The sequence below is a fragment of the Spiroplasma taiwanense CT-1 genome, from assembly GCF_000439435.1.
GTDB lineage: Bacteria > Bacillota_I > Bacilli_A > Mycoplasmatales > Mycoplasmataceae > Spiroplasma_A > Spiroplasma_A taiwanense.
This window is the reverse complement of record NC_021846.1, coordinates 1,053,582-1,075,140: the sequence shown is the minus strand read 5'-3', so window position 1 is coordinate 1,075,140 and position 21,559 is coordinate 1,053,582. Positions and strand designations below refer to the sequence as shown.

Genomic DNA, 21,559 nt, shown 5'->3' with positions numbered 1-21,559 from the left:
TTAGTCCACCTCAATTAATTATAATTAAATTATAAGTTATACACGTTTTAAAAATGTGCATAACTTATAAAAATACTAAAATAAAATTTATTTGTTAATAAAAATTTAAAAAATGGTTCATTCTTATTGATTTTTATTTAGTTATCCACATAAAAAAGTTATTAAGTAATTATATATAATTCTATTTTTTTGTTCTTATTTATAATAAAAGAAAATCAAGTTAATTTATGAATATTTTGATTTTTATTATATAATTTTATATGAAGTTTTCTTAAAAAAAGGAGGTAATAATATGAAAAGAACTTGACAACCAAGTAAAATTAAACATGCAAGAACACATGGTTTTAGAGCAAGAATGGTTACTAAAAATGGAAGAAAAATTATTAAAGCAAGAAGAGCTAAAGGTAGAGCAAAGTTAACAGCTTAATATAATTTATGAAAAATAAAAACATTATCAAAAAGAATTATGAATTTCAAAAAATAATTTCTGCTAGAAAAAGTAATAAAAATAAGAGTTATATTGTTTTTTTTAAAAAGAACGAAGTTAAAAGACTTAGATATGGAATTTCTGTGGGGAAAAAAATAGGTAATGCTATATTGAGGAATAAAATTAAGAGACAAATAAGATCAATGATTTATATAATATTGCAAGAAAGTAATGATAAAAATTTTGATGTTGTTATAATTGCAAGACAAAAATTTTTAAATAATTCATATGATTTTAATTTAATTGAACTTCAAAAAATAATTTCATTAATGGAATAGAATCGGGTGATTAATTTGTACAAACAAGATTATTCGAAATATTTGAATAATAATGGTAATAATAAAAATAAAAAAACAAAGAAAGAGATAGCAAAAATAATATGAGTTTGAACTAAATTAATTTTATTTGTATTTGTTATTATTTCTATGTTATGAGGTTGTGTACAAATGTATCAACCCCAATATACAGTTGGCCAAGTTACAGATATGGCAGGAAATAAAATTTATTCTCCTGGGGTAGCTTTTGAAATAATTATTAAATCATTAGGTGATTATGGTTCAAAAAATCATTGATTTCAATTTGATGAAAGTGGACAAATATCAGAATTTAGCTTTAAAGCAATTTCAACTTGAGGAGAAGCCTTTTCAGTTACATCTTCACCTTTTTATGGATTTTTTGTTTATCCATTAGCATATATACTTGTTGGATTTGTTAGGTTATTTTCAGGTTTAGAAAATGGTGTTTTAAATTCTCAAACTGTTGAATATGGAATTTCAGTTATATTTGCAATTTTATTTACTTCAATATTAATAAGATTAATTACACTTGGTTTTACTTGAAAAACTCAACTTAATCAAGAAAAAATGCAAGGTATGCAATCGAAACAAGCTGAAATTCAGGCAAAATATAAAGGTTCACTTGATCCAACTGCAAAGCAAAGACAACAAATGGAATTAATGGCTCTTTATAAAAAAGAGGGTATAAGTCCTTTAAGTTCTATTGCAACTTCATTTTTATCAATGCCTTTCTTATTTGCTATGTTTTCTGTTGTAAGAGCAACACATGCCTTAAAAGTTGCAACTGTAGGCCAAATTACATTAGTTGAAGTTCCTTGAGAGCAAATTAGACAGGGGAATTGAGTTTATATTTCACTTATAGTTGTATATTTACCATTGCAAATAGTTTCTATGTTGTTGCCAATGTTCTTACAAATGTTTAAGAAGAAATCTAAATTGGAAAGTGAACAACAAAAAAAAGCTAGAAAAAAACAATTAATTATGCAAATTGTATTTATGGTAATGTTTGTATTTATTATTTTTAATATTGCTGCAGGTGTAGCAATATATTGAATTTTTTCATCAACTTTTCAAATAATTCAAACTTTGCTTTTCCACTTCTTAAGAGAATCAAAGGCAAGTCGTTTTAAAAGAAAAAGAGAAAAACAAATTGAAAAAAGTAAAATTGCAGCTTCTAAAGTAAAAAATGAAATTAAAAATAAATAATCAAAAAATAAATCACTTCTTTGTTAACAAAAAACCAAATGTTGATTGGTTTTATAAAAATAAACTAAATGAAGTATTTTTATTTATTTCAAATGAAGATAGATTAAAAATATTAAATTTCGTACAACAGCAATTTTTAATAATTTCAAATATTAAAATAATTAGTTTTTTTCATTTAAAATCTCAAAATAAAAATATAATTTCTTATTATTCAAGTAAAGAATTGGACTCTAACAGTAGAAGAAATATTGTAAATTTTATTAAATATATAATTTTGAATAAATTTAACTTAAATTTTAATTTTGAAATAATTAATTTTGGCATTTCTAGAATAAATGAAAAGGAATTTAGTATGGAAAAACTTAGAAAAATAGTTAGAAGTGTTTTGGTTGAAAAAAAAGATATTATTTTACCAGTTTATTCAAAACTAATTAGAAGAAAAATTAATGAATATCTTCTAAAATACACGTTAATTAAATATAAAACGATTGGCCCTATTGGGGAAAGAAAAATAAAAATAATGTATAAACTTAAAAATAAATAAATACTTTATTTTACATAACTCAGAAAATTTATTTTCTGAGTTTTCTTTTGTTATAATTGTTTTTAGGAAGTAGATATTATGAAAATAGATTTAGATGATGTTATAGTAGCTTGTGCAACAAAAATTTCAAAACAAGCAATTTCAATTGTTAGATTATCAGGTGATGATTCCATAAAAATTGTAAATAAAATTTTAAAAAAAGACTTGGAATTAAAAAATAAATTTCAATTAAGAAAAATCTATGATAAAAATAATCTAATCGATGAGTCATTAATATTAACATTTATTGGAAATAAATCATTTACTGGTCAAACAGTTGTAGAAATTAATTGTCATGGTGGAATACTTTTAACTAATAAAATTATTTCATTATTAATTGAAAATGGAGCAAGATTGGCAAAACCAGGGGAATTTTCCCAAAGAGCTTATTTAAATGGAAAAATAAATTTACTTCAAGCAGAGGGAATAAATAATTTAATTGAATCGAAAAATGAATTATCACTTAAAATTAATGCTTTGAACTTAGAAGGAAGTTCTAATAAAAAAATTTTGGATTTAAAAGAAAAGATTATTGACTTAATTTCAAAAATTCAAACTTCTATTGATTATCCAGATTATGATGATATAGAGGGAGCATCAATACAAGAAATTAAAATTAGTTTAAAAAAAATTGAAAATATTATTTTTAAAACAATAGAAATAAGTAAAAGAATAAATACAATTAATCATGGAATAAAAACTTTGATTTTAGGTGAAACAAATGTGGGAAAATCATCATTGTTAAATTCATTGCTAAATGATGAAAAAGCAATTGTTACAGATATTGAAGGCACTACTAGAGATATTGTTGAAGGAACAATTAACTTTGAAAATTTTACATTAGATTTAATTGATTCAGCAGGAATTAGAGAAACGAATGATATCGTTGAAAAAATTGGTGTTAAAAAGACAATTTCTTTAATAAATAATTCAGAACTTATTTTTTTTATAATAAATTATGACAAAATTAATATGGAACTATATGATTTAATTAAGGAGAAAAAACACATTGTAGTTCTTAACAAAGTAGAAACATTAAGTACTTCACAAATTAATGAGGTAGAGAAAAAATTTAAAGATATTGTAAAAATATCAGCATTAACTAATAATATTGAAGAGTTATTAACAAAAATAGAAAAAGACTTTAATGATTCAGAACTATTAGAAAATGATTTACCAATGTTAACAAATTTATATCATATTGAGCAATTTAAAGAAATTTTTAATTTAATAAGAATTTCATTAGAAAATTTAGAAGCAGGATTTTCTAGTGAATTAATAAATATCGAACTATATGAAATATTGAAAATAATTAATAATTTATTAGGAATTTTTGATGCAGATGATGAAGTTATTGATAATATTTTTAGAAAATATTGTCTAGGAAAATAAGGAGAAAATAAAAATGGCAGGAATTTTTGATACACATACACATTTTAATGATAGTGTTTATAAGGAAAAGGAAATTGAAACATCAGAAATGATAGAGGAGGCTCAAGCTAGTGGAGTTTCTAGATTTTGTTGTGTTGGATTTGATATTGAATCTTCAAAACAAGCTGTGAAATATGCTTTAAAATTTTCAAATGTTTATGCAGCAGTTGGAATTCACCCAAATGATGTACAAAATTTTTTAAATAAAGATTTAGAAGAAATTGAACTATTATCTCATGGCGATAATGTTGTTGCTATTGGCGAAATTGGATTAGATTACTATTATTCTACTGAGTTTAAAGAAATTCAAAAGGATTTTTTTAGAAAACAAATCGAAATTGCAATGAAAAATGATTTAGCTGTTATGATGCATTTAAGAGATAATGATAACTCTGAGCAGGCTTACAATGATGCATTGGAAATTTTAGATGATTTAAAGGTTAAAAAGGCAATTGTCCATTGTTATACAAGAGGAATAAAATTGGCAAAAAAATTTACAACTAGAGGATATTTAATTTCTATTCCAGGTGTAGTTACATTTAAAAATGCTTATGAATTACATGAAACTGTTGAAAAACTTTCTTTGAATGAAATGATTGTAGAAACGGATGCACCGTATTTAACACCTGAACCAAAAAGAGGTAAAATAAATACTTCAAAAGAAATTGTTTATACAATTGAAAAAATTGCAAATATTAGAAACATTACAAAAGATGATGTAATTGAAGCAACTACAAATAATGCACTTAAAGTGTTTAATATTAATTAAAAATAATTTTTTAGGTATAAAAATTTAAAAATCGTGCTATTTAAGCACGATTTTTAAATTAATTTATTAGTAATATTATTTAAATTTTTATTTATTAGATATATGAACTTTGACTTCCTTTTTTAACATTTTTTGCATTTTTACCATAATAGTCATTTTCAATTCTGTTGCTAATTACTTTTTGAAAAGTTTTTGCCCCTTCAATAACACCAGTTAGTGGGTTTGGAGAAATTTGACATGGTACTGAGAAAATGCCATTAAAGTATTCTTTTATTCCTCTAATTTGTGAACCTCCACCACATATTGTAAATCCATTTGAAATAATATCTCCTGCTAATTCTGGTGGTGTATTTTCCATTAATTCAATTAATAAATCAGTAATTCTACTAAATGCATTTACAAGTACATTTCTTATTTCTTCTGAGCTTATAATTGCTTCTTTTGGTAAACCAGATACAATATCTCTACCAAAAACAGATAGTGTTCTTTCACCTTTATATTTTGCTAATGAACCAAGTTCTTTTTTTGCATTTTCTGCTGTCTTATCACCAATAGTTACATTATATTCTGAACGAATATATTTTTTAATTTCTTCATCAAAAGCATTTCCAGCCACTTTAATTGATCTAGAAATAACAATATCTCCAGCCGAAATAATTGCAATATCAGTAGTTCCTCCACCAATATCAATAACAATATTTCCTTTTGGAACATCAATGTTGATACCTGCTCCTAAAGCAGCCATTTTTACTTCTTCTTCAACAATCACAATTTCTGCTCCCATATCATATGCAACTTGTTTAAGAGCATCTCTTTCAAGTTTTGTAACCTCACTTGGACAAGCTAATAAGATGATTGAATTTTTTCAATCATTTAACATTTTTAATTTTCCAAAAACATGTTTTAGTAAATCCTTTGCTGCATCTAAATCAGTAATAACTCCATCTCTAATTGGAATAACCATTCTTATGTTATCATTTGTCTTTCCAACCATTTCGTATGCATCATTACCAAGAGCAACTAATGAGTTTGTCATATTATCATATGCCATAATTGATGGTTCGTCATAAACTATTCCTTGTTTTCCAACAAAAGCAAGTATATTACTAGTACCTAAATCTAATGCAATAAATGTACGTTCGTCTATTTTCATATTTTCCTCCTACTTCATAATAAATTATGTGTAATCATTATACTATTTTAAAAGAAATAAAACAATATTTATAATATTACAAGAATGAAAAAAAGATACTAATTAATTTAATTAGTATCTTTAAATAATAAATATTATCTATTCATTATGTCATCATGAAGTCTTTGAGATTTAATAATTTCTCAAATTTCTGATTCGAATTTTTTAGTTCCATTAATAACAGCAAGTAATGGTTGTTCTCCAACCTTTGTTGGCAATTGCAATGTATCTGCAAAATATTTATCGATACCTCTAATTAAGGCACAACCTCCACAAATAGTTATACCATTTCTAAAAATATCTCCTGCTAATTCTGGTGGAGTATCTTCTAAAACTTGAACTGTTAAATCAATAATTCTTGATACAGGTACTTTTAATACTTCACGTACTTCTTCTGGTGTAATTTCAATTTCTCTTGGTAATCCAGAAACAACGTCACGTCCATAAACTTTCATACGTCTTTCATCTGGATATTTTGCTAATGAACCAACATTAACTTTAATTGATTCAGCAGTTTTTGAACCAATTTCTAAACCATATTGTGAACGAATAAATTTTTGACACTCATCGTTTAAATAGTTTCCTGCAACTTTAATTGATTTTGAAAGAACAATATCTCCAGATGCTAAAACAGCAATATCAGTAGTTCCTCCACCCATATCAACTATTAAGTTTCCTGTTGGAGCATATATATTAACTCCTCCACCTAAGGCAGCCATTTTTACTTCTTCTTCAACAAATACTTGATCTGCACCTAAATTAACTGCAATTTTTTTAAGAGCAGTTTTTTCCAATTCAGTAATAACTGATGGACATGCTAATAACATAACTGAATTTTTTAATTGTTTTGTAATACGTAATTTTGAGAAAATATATCTCAATTGAGCTTCAGTAGCTCTAATGTCAGTAATAACTCCATCAACCATTGGTCTTACAACTCTAATTGTTTTGTTTCCTTTTCCAATCATTTTGTAAGCTTCTTCTCCTACAGCAATAATTTTATTTTCTTTTATTCTGTAAGCAACTATTGATGGTTCATTATAAACGATACCTTGTCCAGCAATATAAACTAAAGTATTTGCAGTTCCAAGGTCCATTGACACGAAAGTTGGTTTTTTATTTCCTAATGCCATGATGATTTCTCCTTTTAAATATTTTTAATGAATTAAGTATTTCTAGTTAAAAATAGAATACATAATCTTCATTGATTTTAGCATAAAAAAAGACAATTTGCAAATTGTCCCTTAGTAATATTTTATTAATTATAAATAAATATAAATTCTAATCAAATTAAAATTTACATTTCATCTTTTACTGAAATACCAACTAAATTAAAAGCATTGGTTAAAATTTGATAAATTGATTTAACTAATCAAATTTTTTGGCTAGTTTTTTCAATATTTTCATCAATTATTTTTGTTTCTGCATAATATGAATGAAATAATTTTGAAAGATTTTGAATATAATCACAAATAATATTAGGCAATCTATAATTTGCTGCATATTCAACTGTTGAGTTGAAGCTATCCAAGTGAATTATTATTTCTCTTTCTTTTTGAGTTTCAAAATTAAAATCTAAATCTTCAATATTAATTAATTTTTCCTCAAAACTAATTATAATTTTTTTACTTCTTGCTGTTGCATATTGTGCATAATAAACAGGGTTAACTGAATTTTTTTCAATAGCTAAGTCTAAATCAAAATCCATGTGACTTGAGGGTGTCTTTGAGACAAGCATATATCTAATTGCATCTTTTCCAACCATTTCAAGTAAATCTATTAGTCAAACAGCTGTTCCCTTTCTTTTTGACATTTTAAATTCTTTTCCATCTTTAATTAATCTTACCATTTGAATCATATCAATATCTAAAAGATTAAAATCATAACCTAAAAGAGCTAAACCTGATCTTAATCTAATAATATATCCATGATGATCTCCTCCTCAAAGATTTACATATTTATTTGCTAATGTTCTTTTTATTCTGTCTACGTGGCTTGCAATATCAGGCGTTATATATGTATATGATCCATCAGTTTTTTTTAATACTCTATCTTTATCGTCACCAAAGAGAGTTGTTTTAAGCCATAATGCATTATCTTTTAAATATGTTTTATCTAATTCTTGATATTTTTTGATAACATCTTCAATCATATTTTTTTCATACATTTTTGCTTCACTTGAATAATAGTCAATATTAATATCAAAACTTTTTAATTGTTTTTTAATTTCATGCATGAAATAGAAAATAGATTTTGACTTAAATATTTCATTGACTTCTTTGTTATTAATTTTATTATTTTCAATTTCAATTTCAATAAATTTATTACCATAATTATCTACAAATTTTTGAGCTATTTCTAAATACATGTCACCACCATACATTTCATCAGGTGCATCGATTTTGCAGCCTAATTTTTTTTTATAGTAATAAAAAAGTGTTGTTGCAGAAATATTTATTTGATTGCCAGCATCATTTGTATAGTATTCTGTTTGAACGTCATAACCTGCAAATTTTAAGATTCTAGCTACTGAATCACCAATAGCTCCATTTCTAGCATGACCTACGTGTAAAAAGCCAGTAGGATTTGCAGAAACCAACTCTAAATTATATAAAAAGTTTTTTCTTTTTGATTTGCCATAATTTTCTTTTAAAATATTTATTTCTTTAATTACAGAATTAAATTGAGGTTTATTGATTCTAAAATTTATAAAACCTGGTTTTACAAATTCAACTTTCTCAAACATTTCATTTTTTTGAATTTTTTTGACAATTGCTTCAGCAATTTCTAATGGAGTTAAATTATTTTTTTTTGCATTAATTAGTGCAAAGTTAGTTGCAAAATCCGCATCTTGAATTAATTTAGGTCTTTCAATTATTATTTCTCCAATATAATCTAATTCTTTTATAGCTTTTCTTAAAATATCATTAATTTTATTTACAAAAATATTCATTTTATACCTCAATTTCTAATAGTAATATTTTATAAAAAAAAATAAAACTATTAAAGTCTTATTATCAATTATTTTCTTGAATTGGATTCATTTCAATTTCAATTTTTTTCATTGTCAATTCTTTATGTGCAATGGCACCATCAATTACAGCAGTATTAGAATTTTTTGGTATTTTAACAGGTATTTCAAAAAAATTTTCAAAAAATGTTTTAACACCATGAACATTTGAAAGCCCTCCAGTAATAAATAAACCGTTTTTTATTATATCTCCAGCAACTTCATTTGGTGCTTCTTCAAGTAAACTTGTTATTGTATCAGTAATATTTCCAAAAGTTGCTAATAAAACTTTTGAAATTTCAGTATCACTTAATTCAAGTTCTTTTGGCATAGCAGAACCTAAATCATATCCATAAGCTTTTGTTTTAAGAGGTTGCTTCATTTTAATTAATGAAGCAATAGAAATTTTAACAGCTTCTGCTGTAAGTTCACCAATCATCATCCCATGTTTTGATTTTAAATATTTAATTATTTCATTATCTATACTAATACCTGCAGCTTTTGTTCATTTTGAATTGATTGTTCCACCAGTAACAATTATTCCAGCAGTTGTTTTTCCAGCGCCCATATCTAAACAAAGATATCCTTCTGGTTTAGTAATGTCTACACCTGCTCCATATAATGCTAATTTTATATCATCTTCTACATTAATATAGAATACGCCAAGTGATTTAATAGAATCTATTAATGATTTTCTTTCTAAAGAAGTTAAGCTTGTTGGACAAGCCAAAGTTACTACACTTCCCTTAATTTCATTTTCATATTTTCTTAAAATATAAAATAAAAAAACTTTTAATAAATTTAAATCTGTAACTGTTCCTTTTTTTAATAAATATTTTATTTGAAGAGACCCGTTAAGTTTACCAATAAAGTTTTTTGCTGTATTTCCAATGGCAATAATTTTTTTTGTTTTATAATCAGTAGCAATTAAACTTGCTTCATTAAAAACTATTCCTAAACCTTCTATATAAATCCTTGTTTTACTTGTACCTATATCTATAGCAATATGTTTTCTTGATCTCAAACTTGTTTTTGCCATAAAATTTACCTCTTTATCTATAAATATATTTTAATTAATTTCTAAAATTATTCTACTATATTATAAGTTTAAAAAAATAAAAAATACATTTTTTTATTTTTTTAATTTAATATATATTTATTTTTTTATTACAAAAGTTTAAAAAATATGTATTAAATTTCTATCATATTTAAATAAAAAAAGAAGTATCTAATGTACTTCTTTTTTTATTATTTAATATTGTATTCTCTTGAATCACGTAATTCTACAACTTCTAATCATTTTTCTGCTTGTTTTTCGTATTCTTTTGTTCCTTCAATAACTGTAAATAACGGATCTTGAGCTTTAGTTACTTTTAATTGAAATATTGATTCAAAATAAGTATCAATTCCTCTAATTAAAGCTCCTCCTCCACATATTGTAATACCATTTCTAATGATATCTCCAGCTAATTCAGCTGGTGTGTTTTCCATAACTTCAACAATTAAATCTGTGATTTTTGAAAAAGGTGCTAATAGTGCATTTTTAACTTCGTCTGGTGATATAACAACTTCTCTTGGTAACCCAGAAATAACATCACGTCCAAATGCACGGAATGTACGACCATTATCAATTTTTGTTAATGCCCCAATTTCCATTTTAATTTTTTCAGCAGTTTTAATACCAATTAAAACGTTGTATTCAGCACGAATATATTTTCTAATTTCTTCATCAAAGTGATTTCCAGCAACTTTGATTGATCTTGAAATAATAATATCTCCAGCTGAAATAATTGCAATATCAGTAGTTCCTCCACCAATATCAACAACTAAATGTCCACTTGCTAATGAAATATTAATTCCAGCTCCGATAGCTGATAATTTAACTTCTTCTTCAACTAGAACATTTTTTGCTCCCATATCAGCAACAACTTGTTTTAATGCTCCTCTTTCTAATTCAGTAACTCCTGAAGGGCAAGCCAGAACTACTAAAGCATTTTTTAAGATGTCTGATAATTTGATACGAGAAAAGATTATTTTAATTAAATCTTTTGCTGCATCTAAATCTGCGATAACCCCATCAACTAATGGAACTACCATTCTAATGTCGTCGTTAGTTTTTCCAATCATTTCATATGCTTGTTCACCAGAAGCGACAACTGTATTTGTATGTACATCGTATGCCATTGTTGAAGGTTCATTATAAATGATCCCTTGTCCACCTAGGTATGCAACAACGTTAGCTGTTCCTAGGTCAAGTGCAACGAATTCTCTTTTACGGTCTCATGATGCCATTTTTATTTCCTCCTCTATAAGAAAAAAACCCTTCGTGTATAATTATACTATAATCGCTTTTTAAATGCTAGTATTAAATAGAAAGGTTTTTATTATGAAGATAAAACAAGTAGTAGTAGTAGAAGGTATCACCGATACTTTAAAATTAAAAAAAATTTTTGGTAAAAATAATATTGATACAATAGAAACTAATGGGCTTGCTTTATCTAATGAAACTCTAAAATTAATAGAAGCTGTTAATGCTAAACGTGGCATAATTGTTTTTACAGATCCAGACGGACCTGGAAATAGAATACGAGATAACATTAATATGTATCTTAATTTTAAATGTTTTAATGCGTTTATCAACAAAAAAAATATAAATAATTCAAAAAAAATAGGAATTGCAGAGGCAAATGATGAAGATATTATAAATTCTCTTTCTAATTTAATTAAGTTTAATATTAATAATTTTTTAATTTCTTGATTTGACTTTCTAAATAACGATTTTCACTTAAAAGAAAATAGAATAAAAATTGCAAAAAACTTTAATTGAAGTGAAAATATTAATGTAAAAAAATTATTTAAATGAATTAATTTATTAAATTTAGATTCTGAGAAAATCAAAAAAATTTTAGGAGAATAGTATGGAATATGCAAAAAAAAGATTTGGACAAAATTTTATAACAGATAAAAACTTAATTAAAAAAATTATTTCAACATTGGGTGAAGAATATGAGCACTTAATCATTGAAATTGGTCCGGGAAAAGGAGCTTTAACAGAAGAATTGTGTAATAAGTTTTCAAAAGTAATTGCAATAGAAATTGATAGAGACATGGAAAAAATACTTAAGTCTAAAATTTTAAATTCTAATTTTGAATTAATTATTTCAGATGTACTAGAGTTAGACTTAGAAAAATTAATATTGAGTAATAATATTAAGAATGTTTCAATTATTTCAAATACACCTTATTATATTACTAGTGCAATTATATTTAAAACTTTAAACTTATCAAAATATTTAAATAAAGCTGTTTTTATGGTTCAAAAAGAAGTGGCTAAAAGAATATGCGCAAAGGTTAATGAAAATAATTACAATAATTTATCTATAGCGGTTCAACTTTATGCAACTCCTAAGTATGAATTTACAGTAAGTAGAAATTTATTTAAACCAATACCAAATGTTGATTCTTCAATTGTTACATTAATTTTTAACGATTTAAATATACAAAAAGTAAGAAAACCACAAGAATTTATTAATTTTGTGAGAAAAATTTTTAATAATAAAAGAAAAAATATATTAAATAATTTAACAAACTTTACTTTAGATAAAATTAAAGCACAATTTATATTAGATTCTCTTAAAATAAATTCTAATTTAAGACCAGAAAATATTTCAATAGATAATTTTATTAAAATTTTTGATATGGTAATAAAAAATGATTAAAAGTTATGCTAAAGTGAATCTGTTCTTGAAAGTGTATAAATTAAAAGGAAAATATCATAAAATAAAATCATTATTTACAATTGTTGAAAATCTATATGATGAGATTGTTATTAATAAAAACAAATTAAAAATGGACAAAATTAAATGTAATATTAAAAAATTAGAAACTGAAAATTTTATATACAAAGTTTTAGAAATTTTAAGAAAACATAAAGTAATTAAAAATTTTTACTCTATCACTTTGAAAAAAAATATTCCATTAGGTTCTGGTCTTGGTGGAGGGAGTAGCAATGCAATTTCTGTTGCAAAAGCTTTTACTAATAATAAGAAAATTCTTAAAAAAATTGCAAAAAAAATTGGTATGGACTGTTACTTTTTTATTAAAGAATTCAATACTGCCTATGTAAAAGGATATGGAAATAGGGTATATAAAAGAAGAACAAGAGTAATAATTAAAAAAGAAAATCTTATATTTACAAATATTGAAGTAGACACAAAACTTGTTTATAGTCAATTTGATAAAATAGAAAGTTGAAAAAATCGAAAAGAACAAAATATGTTAACAATTCCTGCACTTTCCTTATATCCAGAGTTAGTAAAGTTTGCAAATTTGGGTTTTATGAGTGGTTCAGGTTCCACATTTATTAAAAATAATAAAAACAAACCTTAAAGGTTCGTTTTTATTATGAATGTTTTGAACATAAGTGAATGCTATTTAAATCTTGTTGTGCAAGATTTTGTTGCATTTTACTTGCAAGTATATTAGAAGCAACTCCACCACTTGTTGTTTTTTGCATCTCTTCAACACATTTAAAACAACCTGCATCAAATTGTTTATTACCCATTATAACACCTCCAAGTATTAAAATTATTTTACACTAAATCTGTAAAATCAAGTGTTCTATTTGCTCAATTTGTTGAAAAGTTTATATCATGAGTTGTTAATATAACAGTTCCATTAAAATTTTCAATAGCTTCTAATAAAGATTCTTTTGCTAAAACATCAATATGATTAGTTGGTTCGTCAAGAACTAAAAGACTACATGGTATCATACTCAAGGCAGCAAGTCTGACTCTTGTTTGCTCTCCACCAGATAAAGTTTCCATAGGTTGCATCATTAGTGTATTTTTTACACCAAATTGAGCAATTTTTGATCTTGCTTCAGATTCTGTAATTGTTGGGAATTTATTCATAAAATATTGAATTGCTGAAATTCCATTTACATTTTCAATTTGTTTAAAATAAGCATATTCTACATTATTACCTAACTCTACTTTTCCAGAAAAAGCACTTATTTCTGTAGCCATAGTTTTCAAAAAAGTTGTTTTTCCAATACCATTTCTACCACTTATAATGCATTTTTCACCTTCTCTTAATTCAAAATTTAGTGAATGTAAAAGAGGTGAATCATAGCCTATAACAAGTTCTTCTGCTCTAACAATAACACTAGTTGAAGGCCTCTTATAAGAAAAAGCAAATTTTGGCTTTGTTAGATCCTTTCTTTCAGAAATAACATTCATTTTATCTAATACTTTTTGTCTTGATTGCGCACTTTTTGCAGTAGAAGCTCTTGCTTTATTTTTTGCTACATAAGTTTCTAATTTTTTTATTTCTCTTTGTTGAGAAATAAATGCTTTATCATATTGCTCTTTTTTTAGTTCTGACTCTTGTAAATATTTATCGTAATTCCCAACAAATCTAGTTAATTTTAAATTATCTAAGGCATAAATTATTTCACAAGTTTTATTTATAAAATCATTATCATGTGAAACCATTATAAATGCTTTTTCATAATTTTCTAAAAATTTTGCCAATCACTCAACTTGATTAAGATCTAAAAAATTAGTCGGTTCATCAAGTAGTAAAAAATCATTTCCACTTAGTAGTAACTTTGCCAAAATTACTTTTCCTCTTTGTCCACCACTAAGTTCTTCCATTTTAGAATTTAATTTTTCTTGACCAATTCCTAAACCTGTAACTAAATTACCTATTTTTTTATCTATTGAATCAAAATCATTTAAATTTAAGATATCTTGATATTTTAAAGCTTTTACTAGTAAATCCTCATTATATTCAATTACCATATCTTCATAAATTTTATTCATCCTTTTTTCAAGCTCAAATAATTCATTAAATGCTCCTTTTAAATATTGATCGACAGTTTCTTTTAAATTAACATCTTGATGTTGATCTAGATAGCCAATCTTTGTTTTAGAATGAATTTTTAATTCACCTTTATCTACAGGCATTTTACCTGCAATTATGTTTAGTAAAGTTGTTTTTCCTGCACCATTTGGACCAATAAGAGCTATATGTTCACCTCTATTTAGTCTAATTGATGTATTATCATATAATTTTTTACCTCCATTAGCATGTGAAAAATCATTAAAAAATACTAATCCCATTGTTAAAACCCTCCAGAAAAGAAAATAATTTCTAATAGTGATTATATATGATTTTTATATTATTGCTTCTAGTAATTTAATCAAAAATTATAGAATTATTTCATTATAAAGAATATTAAAATACCTTTAAATTATGTTTTTTGTTTTAATCTTAATTAATTACTATATTAATTTTGTTATTATTAATAGGGAGATAAAAAAATGGATAAAAGTAAAATAAAAATTTTTGGTTTATCATCAAATAAACCACTAACTAAAAAAATTTGTGATTTATTAGGTGTTAGTGAGTCACAAGCTCAAACTTCAAAATTTTTGGACGGAGAAATGATTGTTCAATCACTTGATTCAGTTAGAGGACAAGAAATTTATATTATTCAGTCTACAAATCAACCAGTAAATGATAATTTAATGGAATTACTTATTGCAGTAGATGCGTTTAAAAGAGCAAGTGCAGCAAGAATTAATGTAGTTATTCCTTATTTTGGTTATGCACGTCAAGATAGAAAAGCAAAAGGAAGACAACCAATTACTGCAAGACTTGTTGCAAATTTAATTGAAAAAGCAGGAGTAAATAGAGTAATTACAGTAGATTTACATTCAACACAAATAATGGGGTTTTTTAATATTCCAACAGACAATTTTTCCACAGCTCAAACAGTTGCTTCTGAAATAATTGATACTATTATTTCAGAAAAAATGAATCCAGCAGATTGCATTTTAGTATCGCCCGATCATGGAGGATTAACAAGAGTTCATGGTATTGAAAAATATACTGGTAATATTACAAATGGTATTGCAGTAATTGCAAAAAGAAGGCCAGAACCGAATAAGGCGGAAGTAGAATTTATTTTAGGAGATATCAAAGGAAAAACTTGTTTTATAATTGATGATATGATAGATACTGGTGGAACAATTATAAAAGGTGCAGAAGCATTAAAAGAACAAGGTGCAGATAAAATATATATAATTGCATGTCATGGATTATTTAATGGAGATGCAAAACAAAAAATGGAAAATGCTATGAAAGATGGAATAATTAAACAAGTAGTAATTACAGATACTATTAATATTGAAGAAGAAAAAAAATTTAAAGGTTTAAAAATTATTTCAGTGGATCAATTACTTGCGAATATGATTTTATCATCTTACAAAAAAGATTCTTTAACATCTGTTTATGATGATTTAAAAGAAGGAATTGAAAAACGTATACAAAAATATTTAAAGGATTGAGAATAATGCCAATTTTAATTGTAGGTTTAGGTAATCCAGGTAAAGAATATTCTTATACTAGACATAATGCAGGTTTTATTGCAATAGATAAATTACTTGAAAAATATGGTTTTCAAAAAAAAATTGATGATTTCAAAGCACATATTTTTTTTTCAAATATAAATAATGAAAAAGTTTTGTTTGTAAAACCTCAAACTTATATGAATTTATCAGGAGAATCAATTATTGCTATAATGAATTATTATAAAATTAATATTAAAGATTTTTTAGTTATTTATGATGACAAGGATTTAAAACTTGCAGAACTTAGATTTAAAGAAAAAGGAAGTGCTGGAGGACATAACGGTATAAAAAATATAATTCAACATTTTAAAACAGAAAATTTTAATAGACTAAAAATTGGAATAGGAATACCTCCTTATAATTTTAAAATTGTTGATTGAGTCTTATCAAAAATGAGTGAAACTGAAATTGCTTGTATTGAAGAAAAAATAAATAAAATTTCATTATTTATTAAAGAATTTATTGTTGATAAAAATTTATTAAAAATAATGAATAAATATAACTAAGGAGAAAAATAAATGCAAAAATATAATTCATTAGTAATAGTTGGTGCACAATGAGGTGATGAGGGTAAAGGAAAAATGACTGATTACTTTGCTCAAAAAACAGATCTTGTTGTAAGATTTTCTGGTGGGGATAATGCTGGTCATGTTATTAATTTTAATGGTAAAAAACATAAGGTCACAATTATACCGTCTGGAATTTTTAATAAAAGAGTTATAAATATAATTGCAAATGGATGTGTAGTTAATTTAACCAAATTAGTTGAAGAATTTAATATTATAAAAAATAGCAGTATTGAACATGGAAAGTTATTAATTTCAGATAGAGTTCAATTGATCTTTCCTTATCATATAAAAATAGATGAGTGTCAAGAAGAAGCAAAAGGGAGTAAAAAAATAGGTACTACAAAAAGGGGTATTGGACCAGCCTACCAAGATAAAGTTTCAAGAATTGGAATTAGATTAGGAGAAGTGAGTGATCCTGATTTTAAAGAAAAATTTAAAGAAGTTTATGATTACCAAATGAAATTTTTAAAAAATGTCTTTAATCAAGAACCGTTAAATTTTGAAGAAATGTATAATGACTTAATTAGTGCATATAATTTAATTAAAGAAGACATTATAGATTGTGGTTCATATATTGAGGCTGCAATCAAAGAAGGAAAAAGAGTTCTTTTTGAAGGAGCACAAGGTGCTTTGTTAGATATTGATCATGGAACATACCCATACGTTACTAGTTCAAATACTTCTGCTAATAATGTTTCAATCGGAAGCGGAATAAGTCATAAATTAATAAATACTACTATTGGAGTAGTAAAAGCCTATTCTACAAGAGTTGGCCAAGGCGCTTTTCCAACAGAATTAATTAATGAAATTGGTAATGGAATAAGAGAAAGAGGGCATGAATATGGTTCAAACACAAAAAGACCAAGAAGAGTTGGTTGAATTGATGCAGTTGCATTAAAGCATGCAATTAGAACATCAGGATTAGATTGTATTTTTATTACATTACTTGATGTATTATCAGGTATTGATGAATTAAAAATTTGTGTTAAGTATGAAATGAATGGTAGGGAACTAAACTCTATTCCAGCAACTAATTTTAAATATGAACAATGTAAACCAATTTATATTGATACACCTGGTTGAGCAGAAGATATATCGAATGCTACCTCATTTGATCAACTTCCAAATGAAGCAAAAAATTATTTAAAATTAATTGAAAAAATTTGTGAAATTAAAATTACAGGATTTTCTGTTGGTCCAGACAGAAATCAAACAGTAGTTCTTGAACATTTATTTTAAAGGAGAAAATTATGCTTAAACGTTATTGTATAGAAGAAATTGAAAAAATTTGGTCAGATGAAGAGAAGATTAAAGTTTGATTAGATGTTGAAATTGAAGTTGCAAAAGCTTGAATGGAATTAGGAGTTATTCCAAAAAATGACTTTCATAAAATAAAAACTAGCGCCTCAGTTAAATTGTCAAGAATGCTTGAACTTGAGACAGAAACTAAACATGACGTTGTTGCATTTACAAGAGCAATTTCAGAATCACTTGATTCTGAAAGAAAATGAATTCACTTAGGTTTAACATCTACAGATATTGTAGATACAGCTCAAAATAAAATAATTCAAAATTCAAATGAAATTTTACTTAAATATCTTGAAGATCTTTTACTTGTTTTAAAAAATAAGGCTTTAGAAAATAAAGAAGTTTTAATAATGGGAAGAACTCATGGTATGTATGGTGAACCAACCTCTTTAGGATTAAAATTCTTATTATGATTTGATGAAATTAATCGTCAGTTAGAAAGATTTAATTTAGCAAGAAAACAAATTGAAGTTGCAAAAATTTCTGGGTCAATGGGAAACTATGCAAATTTAGAAATTGAGATTGAAGAAAAAGTTGCTAAAAATTTAAACTTAGGTATTGATAACATATCCACACAAGTAACTCAAAGGGATAGACATGCTTTTTTAGTTTCAATAATAGCAAATATTGCAACAACATTAGAAAAAATGGCTACTGAAATTAGGCATTTCCAAAGAAGTGAAGTTCAAGAAATTTGTGAAGGTTTTGATAAAAAACAAAAAGGTTCAAGTTCAATGCCTCATAAAAAAAATCCTATAAGCTCTGAAAATATTTGTGGTCTTGCAAGATATGTAAGATCATTTGTAACAACTGCTTTTGAAAATAATATTTTATGACATGAGAGAGATATTTCACATAGTTCTAATGAAAGATTAATATTACCAGATATTTATAATATAATAGTATATGTAATAAAAAGAATGACAAACACTATAGATGATTTAGTTATAAATCATGAGAATATTACTAGACATATTTCAGAGCAAAAAGGAATATTTTTTAGTCAAAGAATATTAACTTATATACTTATAAAATATGATTTTTCAAGAGAAGAAATTTATGATTTTATTCAAGAATGCACTTTAGAATGTCAAAAAACAAATAAAGAATTTAAAGAAATTCTTTTAGAAAAGGGAATTTTAAAATTTATTTCTTCAGAAAATGAATTAAATAATTTATTTAATTTGAGTATTTTTACAAGAAATATAGATAAAATGTTTAGAAAGGTAATGACAAAATAATGGACACACAAAAATTAGTAACTTTAGTAACAGAAGAGGAAATAAAGGCTGCAATTGTTAAAGCAGCAGCAGATTTTGCAAAATTATATGAAAATGAGCAATTAACAATTGTAGCAGATTTATCAAGTTCATTTATTTTTATTGCAGATTTGATTAGAGAATTGCCAATTGATGTAACTATTCAATTTGTTACAACTCCAATTCATGAAGAAAAAGATAAGAGAGTTAAAATTGATTTGGGATTAAAAACAACACTTAAGGATAAAAATGTTTTAATTGTTAATGATATTTTATTTAATGGTAATTCTTTATCTCGGTTATACAATTTAGTAAAAGAGGAAGAACCAAAGGATATAAAAATTTTAACTTTAATTGAAAAAAACTCAAAAACACGAGAATTTAGTGAAGATTATACAACACTTTTTAAAATTGATGATAATTTTGTAGTTGGCTATGGACTAACTTATAAAGAAAGTTATAGAGGACTTAAAGGAATCTATAGTTTAGTTATTAAAGAGGATTAAGTATGAAAAAAAATTTTTTTGTTACAACTCCAATTTATTATCCAAGTGGAAAATTGCATATTGGGCATGCTTATACAACAACTCTTGCGGATGTTATTGCTAGGTTTAAAAAGGAAGATGGATATGATGTTTTTTTTCTAACAGGTTCAGATGAACATGGACAAAAAATTCAACAAAAAGCAAAAGAAAATAATTTAAGTCCTAAAGAATATGTTGATCCAATAATAGAATCTTTTAAAAACCTTTGAAATCTTTTAGATATTAGTTATGATAGATTTATAAGAACAACAGATGATGATCATATTGAAGCAGTACAAAAAATTTTTAGTGAATTAGTGGAAAAAGATTTAATTTTTTTATCAAAATACAAAGGGAAATATTGTATTAGTTGTGAAGAATTTCTAACATCAGAGCAAATGGATGATTTTTTTATTCATGACGTGTGTCAAAATGTAGCAATTGATTTTTCAGAAGAAACATATATGTTAAGAGTTTCAAAATTCCAAAAATATTTACAAAAATTATTTGAATCAAATTTTTTAGAGCCAGAAACTAGAAAAAAAGAAATGTTAAATAATTTTATTAATAATGATTTAGAAGACCTTTCGGTAACAAGAGTGAATTTTGATTGAGGAATTCCAATAAATGAAAATAAAAGGCATGTAATTTATGTATGAATTGATGCACTTTCAAATTATATTACTGCACTTGGTTATAAAACAAAAGATGATGAATTATTTAAAAAATTTTGAGCAAAAGATACTGAAATTTTACAAATAATTGGAAAAGAAATAACAAGATTTCACTCAATTTACTGACCTGTTATTTTAAATTCTTTAAATTTAAGAATGCCAGATAAAATTTTATCTCATGGTTGAATTTTAAGTAGTTCCAAAAAAATGTCAAAGTCTATTGGAAATGTGATTGATCCATTGGAAATAATAAATAATTTTTCAAGTGATGCATTAAGATTTTATATTATAAATAATTTACCAACAGATAAAGATGGTAATTTTTCAGAAGAATTATTTATTGAATCATTTAATAATAATCTTGCAAATAATGTTGGTAATTTAATTTCAAGAGTTTCAAATATGATAATTAAATATTTTGATGGATTATTACCAGTTATTGATATTTCAAAAGAAAAATTAACTAAAAATGGATTCGAAGTTATTGATGAATATAAAGATTTGATGAATAAATATAATTTTTCAGAAGCAATTTCTGTAGTATTAAAATTTTCACAAGAATTAAATAAATTTATTGAAGACTCAAAACCTTGAAATTTAGAAAAGGAAAATAAAATTGAGGAACTTGCAAAAGTACTTTCAATTTTGCAAAGAAACATTATTATTATTTCTTATTTATTAAAGCCAATTTTAGTTAAATCATATTCAAAAATGATTATGCAAATGGGTTTAAAACCTGATGAAGTAAATTTTAAATCTTTATTTAAAGAATTAAAATTTAGAAAAATAACTGATAAATTAATTTTATTTGAAAGAATAAAATAATATATAGA

At 24.9% G+C, this 21,559-nt stretch carries 22 protein-coding genes; 15 read left to right on the top strand and 7 right to left on the bottom strand.

Annotated features, from left to right (window positions below; genetic code table 4):
* Positions 1 to 292: 292 nt before the first annotated feature.
* From rpmH to STAIW_RS05410, 6 genes are all read left to right on the top strand, one after another.
* Positions 293 to 427, top strand: coding sequence for a 50S ribosomal protein L34 (gene rpmH, locus STAIW_RS05435; RefSeq protein ID WP_020834827.1), 135 nt, complete (start codon positions 293 to 295; stop codon positions 425 to 427).
* An 8-nt stretch (positions 428 to 435) separates the two neighbouring features.
* Positions 436 to 765 (top strand): ribonuclease P protein component, encoded by a 330-nt coding sequence (rnpA, locus tag STAIW_RS05430; protein WP_020834826.1) that lies wholly within the window; start codon positions 436 to 438, stop codon positions 763 to 765.
* A 6-nt stretch (positions 766 to 771) separates the two neighbouring features.
* Positions 772 to 1,989, top strand: a complete 1,218-nt coding sequence (gene yidC, locus STAIW_RS05425) for a membrane protein insertase YidC (RefSeq protein ID WP_020834825.1) — start codon at positions 772 to 774, stop codon at positions 1,987 to 1,989.
* The gene (locus tag STAIW_RS05420) at positions 1,970 to 2,533 is read left to right on the top strand and encodes a hypothetical protein (RefSeq protein WP_020834824.1); all 564 of its coding nucleotides are present in this window, start codon (positions 1,970 to 1,972) and stop codon (positions 2,531 to 2,533) included. The genes yidC and STAIW_RS05420 overlap by 20 nt, the downstream gene beginning before the upstream one ends.
* An 84-nt stretch (positions 2,534 to 2,617) precedes the next feature.
* Entirely contained in the window at positions 2,618 to 3,964 is a 1,347-nt protein-coding gene (mnmE, locus tag STAIW_RS05415; RefSeq protein WP_084676615.1) for a tRNA uridine-5-carboxymethylaminomethyl(34) synthesis GTPase MnmE, read from the top strand.
* Positions 3,965 to 3,977: 13 nt separating this feature from the next.
* The gene (locus tag STAIW_RS05410) at positions 3,978 to 4,772 is read left to right on the top strand and encodes a TatD family hydrolase (RefSeq protein WP_020834822.1); all 795 of its coding nucleotides are present in this window, start codon (positions 3,978 to 3,980) and stop codon (positions 4,770 to 4,772) included.
* Positions 4,773 to 4,866: 94 nt separating this feature from the next.
* Here the strand turns inward: STAIW_RS05410 and mreB (STAIW_RS05405) are convergent, their stop codons facing one another.
* The 5 genes from mreB (STAIW_RS05405) to mreB (STAIW_RS05385) form a co-directional block, all read right to left on the bottom strand.
* Positions 4,867 to 5,925 carry a rod shape-determining protein gene (gene mreB / locus STAIW_RS05405; protein ID WP_020834821.1) on the bottom strand — a complete coding sequence of 353 codons (1,059 nt, stop codon included), beginning with the start codon at positions 5,923 to 5,925 and terminating at the stop codon, positions 4,867 to 4,869.
* Between the two features lie 134 nt (positions 5,926 to 6,059).
* Positions 6,060 to 7,097, bottom strand: a complete 1,038-nt coding sequence (mreB, locus tag STAIW_RS05400; protein WP_020834820.1) for a rod shape-determining protein — start codon at positions 7,095 to 7,097, stop codon at positions 6,060 to 6,062.
* A gap of 164 nt (positions 7,098 to 7,261) precedes the next feature.
* Positions 7,262 to 8,917 (bottom strand): arginine--tRNA ligase, encoded by a 1,656-nt coding sequence (gene argS / locus STAIW_RS05395; RefSeq protein WP_020834819.1) that lies wholly within the window; start codon positions 8,915 to 8,917, stop codon positions 7,262 to 7,264.
* 61 nt (positions 8,918 to 8,978) lie between these two features.
* A complete protein-coding gene (locus tag STAIW_RS05390; protein ID WP_020834818.1) occupies positions 8,979 to 10,013 on the bottom strand; it encodes a rod shape-determining protein in 1,035 nt (344 codons plus the stop codon).
* A gap of 209 nt (positions 10,014 to 10,222) precedes the next feature.
* A complete protein-coding gene (mreB, locus tag STAIW_RS05385; protein WP_020834817.1) occupies positions 10,223 to 11,266 on the bottom strand; it encodes a rod shape-determining protein in 1,044 nt (347 codons plus the stop codon).
* 94 nt (positions 11,267 to 11,360) lie between these two features.
* Between mreB (STAIW_RS05385) and rnmV the strand changes: the two genes are divergently transcribed.
* Genes rnmV through STAIW_RS05370 form a run of 3 tightly spaced genes read left to right on the top strand, consistent with a single transcriptional unit; the run spans position 11,361 to position 13,363 of the window.
* Positions 11,361 to 11,891 carry a ribonuclease M5 gene (gene rnmV / locus STAIW_RS05380; protein ID WP_020834816.1) on the top strand — a complete coding sequence of 177 codons (531 nt, stop codon included), beginning with the start codon at positions 11,361 to 11,363 and terminating at the stop codon, positions 11,889 to 11,891.
* Between the two features lies 1 nt (position 11,892).
* Positions 11,893 to 12,693, top strand: a complete 801-nt coding sequence (rsmA, locus tag STAIW_RS05375; RefSeq protein WP_020834815.1) for a 16S rRNA (adenine(1518)-N(6)/adenine(1519)-N(6))-dimethyltransferase RsmA — start codon at positions 11,893 to 11,895, stop codon at positions 12,691 to 12,693.
* A 31-nt stretch (positions 12,694 to 12,724) separates the two neighbouring features.
* Positions 12,725 to 13,363 carry a GHMP family kinase ATP-binding protein gene (locus STAIW_RS05370; RefSeq protein WP_269077224.1) on the top strand — a complete coding sequence of 213 codons (639 nt, stop codon included), beginning with the start codon at positions 12,725 to 12,727 and terminating at the stop codon, positions 13,361 to 13,363.
* A gap of 13 nt (positions 13,364 to 13,376) precedes the next feature.
* Here STAIW_RS05370 and STAIW_RS06280 read toward each other — a convergent pair whose 3' ends face one another.
* Together STAIW_RS06280 and STAIW_RS05365 are read right to left on the bottom strand one after the other, a co-directional pair.
* Complete coding sequence (locus tag STAIW_RS06280) at positions 13,377 to 13,538, bottom strand: hypothetical protein (protein ID WP_020834813.1); 162 nt, start codon at positions 13,536 to 13,538, stop codon at positions 13,377 to 13,379.
* A gap of 28 nt (positions 13,539 to 13,566) precedes the next feature.
* Entirely contained in the window at positions 13,567 to 15,099 is a 1,533-nt protein-coding gene (locus tag STAIW_RS05365; RefSeq protein ID WP_020834812.1) for an ABC-F family ATP-binding cassette domain-containing protein, read from the bottom strand.
* A gap of 201 nt (positions 15,100 to 15,300) precedes the next feature.
* On the opposite strand from STAIW_RS05365, the gene STAIW_RS05360 reads away from it, so the two are divergent.
* The 6 genes from STAIW_RS05360 to metG are packed head-to-tail and all read left to right on the top strand — an operon-like array spanning position 15,301 to position 21,551.
* Entirely contained in the window at positions 15,301 to 16,335 is a 1,035-nt protein-coding gene (locus tag STAIW_RS05360) for a ribose-phosphate diphosphokinase (protein ID WP_020834811.1), read from the top strand.
* On the top strand, positions 16,335 to 16,898 hold the full coding sequence (gene pth, locus STAIW_RS05355) for an aminoacyl-tRNA hydrolase (RefSeq protein WP_020834810.1): 564 nt from the start codon (positions 16,335 to 16,337) through the stop codon (positions 16,896 to 16,898). Before STAIW_RS05360 ends, pth begins: the two co-directional genes overlap by 1 nt.
* A gap of 12 nt (positions 16,899 to 16,910) precedes the next feature.
* Complete coding sequence (locus STAIW_RS05350) at positions 16,911 to 18,200, top strand: adenylosuccinate synthase (protein ID WP_020834809.1); 1,290 nt, start codon at positions 16,911 to 16,913, stop codon at positions 18,198 to 18,200.
* A gap of 11 nt (positions 18,201 to 18,211) precedes the next feature.
* Positions 18,212 to 19,510 carry an adenylosuccinate lyase gene (gene purB / locus STAIW_RS05345; RefSeq protein ID WP_020834808.1) on the top strand — a complete coding sequence of 433 codons (1,299 nt, stop codon included), beginning with the start codon at positions 18,212 to 18,214 and terminating at the stop codon, positions 19,508 to 19,510.
* Positions 19,510 to 20,034, top strand: a complete 525-nt coding sequence (locus STAIW_RS05340) for a phosphoribosyltransferase (RefSeq protein WP_020834807.1) — start codon at positions 19,510 to 19,512, stop codon at positions 20,032 to 20,034. Before purB ends, STAIW_RS05340 begins: the two co-directional genes overlap by 1 nt.
* A 2-nt stretch (positions 20,035 to 20,036) precedes the next feature.
* Complete coding sequence (metG, locus tag STAIW_RS05335) at positions 20,037 to 21,551, top strand: methionine--tRNA ligase (RefSeq protein ID WP_020834806.1); 1,515 nt, start codon at positions 20,037 to 20,039, stop codon at positions 21,549 to 21,551.
* Positions 21,552 to 21,559: the final 8 nt, after the last annotated feature.